This window comes from Bradyrhizobium sp. (assembly GCF_035570375.1).
Taxonomy (GTDB): domain Bacteria; phylum Pseudomonadota; class Alphaproteobacteria; order Rhizobiales; family Xanthobacteraceae; genus Bradyrhizobium.
On the sequence record NZ_DATMLW010000005.1, the window covers coordinates 1 to 3357 of the forward strand.

At 61.9% G+C, this 3357-nt stretch carries 3 protein-coding genes; all 3 read right to left on the reverse strand.

Annotation, left to right across the window (positions count from 1 at the left end; all coding sequences use genetic code 11):
- Positions 1–669 precede the first annotated feature (669 nt).
- Positions 670–1047: a hypothetical protein gene (locus VNX23_RS00385; RefSeq protein ID WP_325626843.1), complete on the reverse strand. Its 378-nt coding sequence runs from the start codon at positions 1045–1047 to the stop codon at positions 670–672.
- A 278-nt stretch (positions 1048–1325) separates the two neighbouring features.
- Positions 1326–1682: a VOC family protein gene (locus VNX23_RS00390; protein ID WP_325626845.1), complete on the reverse strand. Its 357-nt coding sequence runs from the start codon at positions 1680–1682 to the stop codon at positions 1326–1328.
- 268 nt (positions 1683–1950) lie between these two features.
- Positions 1951–3114, reverse strand: coding sequence for a tyrosine-type recombinase/integrase (locus VNX23_RS00395; protein WP_325626847.1), 1164 nt, complete (start codon positions 3112–3114; stop codon positions 1951–1953).
- Positions 3115–3357 lie beyond the last annotated feature (243 nt).

Below are 3357 nucleotides of genomic sequence, written 5' to 3' on the forward strand. Positions count from 1 at the left end.
AGAAACTGATTTCATGCCCTTTTTCGCTGCCTCCGAGGCGCCGCCGAGGCCCGAATCGATGAAATTCCCTGTAAACTCCCTGCTAGCAGGGAATTTGGCATTTTCAGAGACGAGTTCGCAGCTGACTCCCCCCTCCAGCGGCGAGTCTGCGAACCCTCGGTCCCTCTCAAGCTGACAAGCTGATGACGGTGCCGTCGATGATGATCCGGTGCGCTTTTGCGTTGCCCACGGCGCAGCGGGGTAGGTTCGTTCGCCTGATCGCCCACGACGGAGGTGATTGAGTGAACCGGTGCGAACTCCTGATCCTCGGTGCGGGCGCCGCCATCGCCCAGACCGCTCGCGGCCCGCAGCGCAGCAGAAGGCGATGCCGGTGATCGGGGATTTATGAGACAGTTCCGGGCGAGCGGCGAGTATGCCCCGTCACAGCCAGTACAAGTCAACCAGCCAGCACAAGAATTACACCCTCGCGGGGGTTAACGAACTTGCGGCCCAAACGTTATGAGGCTCTCGCGCGCGACCACATCGGGAGTCATCCATGCGGTTCCGTTCGCGGCGTTTGTGACCGGGAGGCAAATCGACCCGTATGAGACTCTGAACAATGCAACCGTTCTACCCATGCCGCCGCGTACCGCCTATGGCCATCGACCGGGGTGATTTCACGGCGACCTTCTATTGCGTCGGGCGTCCTCGACCCTGCGTCAACAGTTCCCTGATCCGTGCTCTCAACCGTGCTCTGTCGGCGCCTCCGTGGGTTGAGACATCACGGGCGGCCTCGTCCGCCAGAGCGGCGGTTTCATCCCGGACCGCGTCAAAGGGCGGTTCTTCGCCCCGTAACATCAACTCGGCCGCGGCGTCGTCGAATTCGCGCTGCAGCTCCAGGGTGCGATCCCTACACCATGCCTTAAAGCCAGCGATCCAACGCTCCGAGAGATCTTCTTTTGAGAGGCGCTCAAATCGCCGACCTCGCACCAAGTAGCTTTCGGTCTCCTCTAGTGCGGCGGCTCTTAGCACGGTCTGCAGCACTTCTGGGTCATCGTCACTGTTCATTTTCCCCGCCCCGACCCTCTTGTGAAGGGATTTGCCACCCGACTGTGCGGAACCTGAGGGAATTATAGGCCGGTTCCTGGTCAGCGAGGATGGCGGGTTCGTCACCGGCCAGACGATCCACGTCAATGGCGGCGCGCATTATTACTGATTTGCGGTCCGGCAGCGGCGAGCGGGCGGCCGCCGATCACCGGCGCGGGGTACAGGATCACCGGTCCGGAGAGATGGGCTGATCCCGTACCCCCCACCGGCGGGGGTATAGCTGCGGGGCGGCGCCTTCCTCAGACCTTCTCGATCAGCTCCATCTGCGCGCCGTCGGGCGCGGCAACCCAGCACACATGCCGGCCATTGTTGAAACGCTCTTCGAGGATCTGCGCGCCGTTCTTCTTAATGTTGGCGAGCGTGCCGGCATAATCGTCGGTCTCGATCGCGATGTGCTCGATGCCGACATGCTGCTCATGGTTCTGGTCGGCGATGATCGTCGTCACGTTGAGCTGCACGCCGTGCAGGTCGAGCTGGCAGCCGCGGCCGGGAATTTCCCGCTTCACGGTCGCGCCGAAATTGTCGATGTAGAACTTAGCGACCTTCTGCGGATCCTCTCCGGTCTTGATGTGGACGTGCCCGAGTTGCATGGCCATGCCCGTTTCCTCCTGGCTGGGATCTACCCGAGGCGCGCCGAGGCGGCGCCTGCCGCGGCAGCTTGGCAGCACGGGCACAGGAACTCAATCGGCATTGTCGGCTCCGGGGCTTTTTCGGGAGCAGGATTTTTGGCCTGATCGGTGCTGGGTCACCGCGTCGACCAGCGCCGGCTTGCCCGTCTTGATACAGCTGCGGCGAAGAGCCTCCTGATGCATCTGCCGACGCGAGTTTCGAGCATCGAGCGAACCACCTTGGCCTATACAAAGACTAGCCGTCCGCGCCGCTACAGAAGTGGGCCCACGCGTTAGCTAGAGCGCGGTGCTTCTCGAATAGGTCCCCGCGTCGGTAGGCTGCCTCGACCTTGTCGGAGACGACATGAGCGAGAGCCATTTCGCGGACATCGCTTGGGAAGTCTGTTCGCTCGGCTGTCCAGTCGGAGAAGCTTGACCGGAACCCGTGCACCGTCAGATCACCGCGTCCCATCCGGCGTAAGGTCATCGCCATCGCCATATTCGAGATGGGAAACACCTTCGCCGTTTCGGATGCTGACTCAGACGTTGATGGCAGGACCGCTAGCGCCGCATCGCTAAGGGGAACACGGTGTTCGCGGTCAGATTTCATACGGCTCGCGGGAATGGTCCACACGCGGGCTTCACGATCGATGTCCGACCACGTTGCGCCGATCACCTCACCGGTACGCGCTACCGTCAGGATGGCAAACTCCATCGCGCGAGCGGCGACCCCTCCCCGTCGGCGAAGCTCGGCCATGAAGGCGGGCAGTTCGGGGTAGGGGAGGGCAGCGTGGTGTTCGACCTTGCGCACCTTCCCGCGAGCCGGCAACAGGTGGTCGAGATGGCCACGCCACCGTGCCGGGTTCTCACCTTGCCGATATTCCCGCGCCTTGGCCCAATCGAGGACAGCTTCGATGCGACCGCGGACCCGTCCGGCCGTCTCAGGCTTGGTTGTCCAAATCGGCTCGATCGCCCGCAGCACCAGCCCGACATCGATATCCTGGACGGGGAGCGCGCCGAATACGGGATAAACATAGGCCGTAAGTGTGCTGGGCCACTGCTTGGCATGGATCGGGCTCCTCCAACCGGCGGAGTGCGCGGCGATGTAGCGCTCTGCGCATTCCTGGAAAGTGATTGCCGCTGAGCGAGCTCGGTTCGCCCTACGGGCAACGATCGGATCGTCGCCGTCGAGTATTTGACGACGAGCCGTGAGCGCCTTGTTACGAGCTTCCGCTAGGGTCACTTCGGGCCAGGACCCGAGCCCAAGATCATGCCGACGACCGTTGTGTTGGTAGCGAAAAATCCAACTCTTGTTGCCCCTGGGGTCGATGCGAAGCTGTAACCCCATGCCGTCGACATACCGGCCGGGCTTGCGCAATGCTGACACCGTCCTTGCCGATAGAACGTTGACCCTCGCCATGTACCCTCTTTTTCAATCCCACATCCAGGCCCACATTTTGACGTGGTTTTGGGCGATCGTCAACGAACGTCTGTGGACAGTGTTTCCGCCGATTTTCCGATAAATCAACTAGTTAACGGGACGTTTGCGGAGGTAGGCAAACACAGTGTTCGAAGCCCGCTTCTTCCTCCCTTAGCGCCGTCCCCTGGCGTTAGTGATCGCTGCCGCTCGCTTCACGACCGACTTTGATCGCAAGACGGCCGG

Excerpts from the sequence above, each read along its gene's own strand:
- VNX23_RS00385 (WP_325626843.1), bottom strand. The coding sequence starts at position 1,047 with ATGAACAGTGACGATGACCCAGAAGTGCTGCAGACCGTGCTAAGAGCC.
- VNX23_RS00395 (WP_325626847.1), bottom strand. The coding sequence starts at position 3,114 with ATGGCGAGGGTCAACGTTCTATCGGCAAGGACGGTGTCAGCATTGCGC.
- VNX23_RS00390 (WP_325626845.1), bottom strand. The coding sequence starts at position 1,682 with ATGGCCATGCAACTCGGGCACGTCCACATCAAGACCGGAGAGGATCCG.